The sequence below is a fragment of the Achromobacter sp. SIMBA_011 genome (assembly GCF_046535435.1).
GTDB lineage: Bacteria > Pseudomonadota > Gammaproteobacteria > Burkholderiales > Burkholderiaceae_B > Achromobacter > Achromobacter dolens.
Map to the genome: position 1 here is coordinate 1 of NZ_JAWRWN010000996.1, position 247 is coordinate 247.

Annotated in this window: 1 pseudogene; it reads right to left on the reverse strand. The window is 68.4% G+C overall.

Going from position 1 to position 247, the window contains the following annotated elements:
* Positions 1–247, reverse strand: a pseudogene (locus SB816_RS34005) (AMP-binding protein); the annotation flags it as partial.

Genomic DNA, 247 nt, shown 5'->3' on the forward strand with positions numbered 1-247 from the left:
GCCATCACGTCCGCGAAGCGGAACATGCCCGCAGGCGCGACGTCTCCCATCGACACGACCGTGCGCAGGCTCGGCACGCGCGCCGCGTGCAGATCGCCGGGCGTCGCGCTCGCGAGCTCGGGCGCGATCGTCTGCAGCATTTCGACATAGGCGGAGCTCTTGAAGCGCTCGGCCGCGATCACGGCCTTGCAGCCCACCTTGTTGAGCGCGTATTCGAGTTCCGCGAGCCGGTAGGCCGGGTTGATGT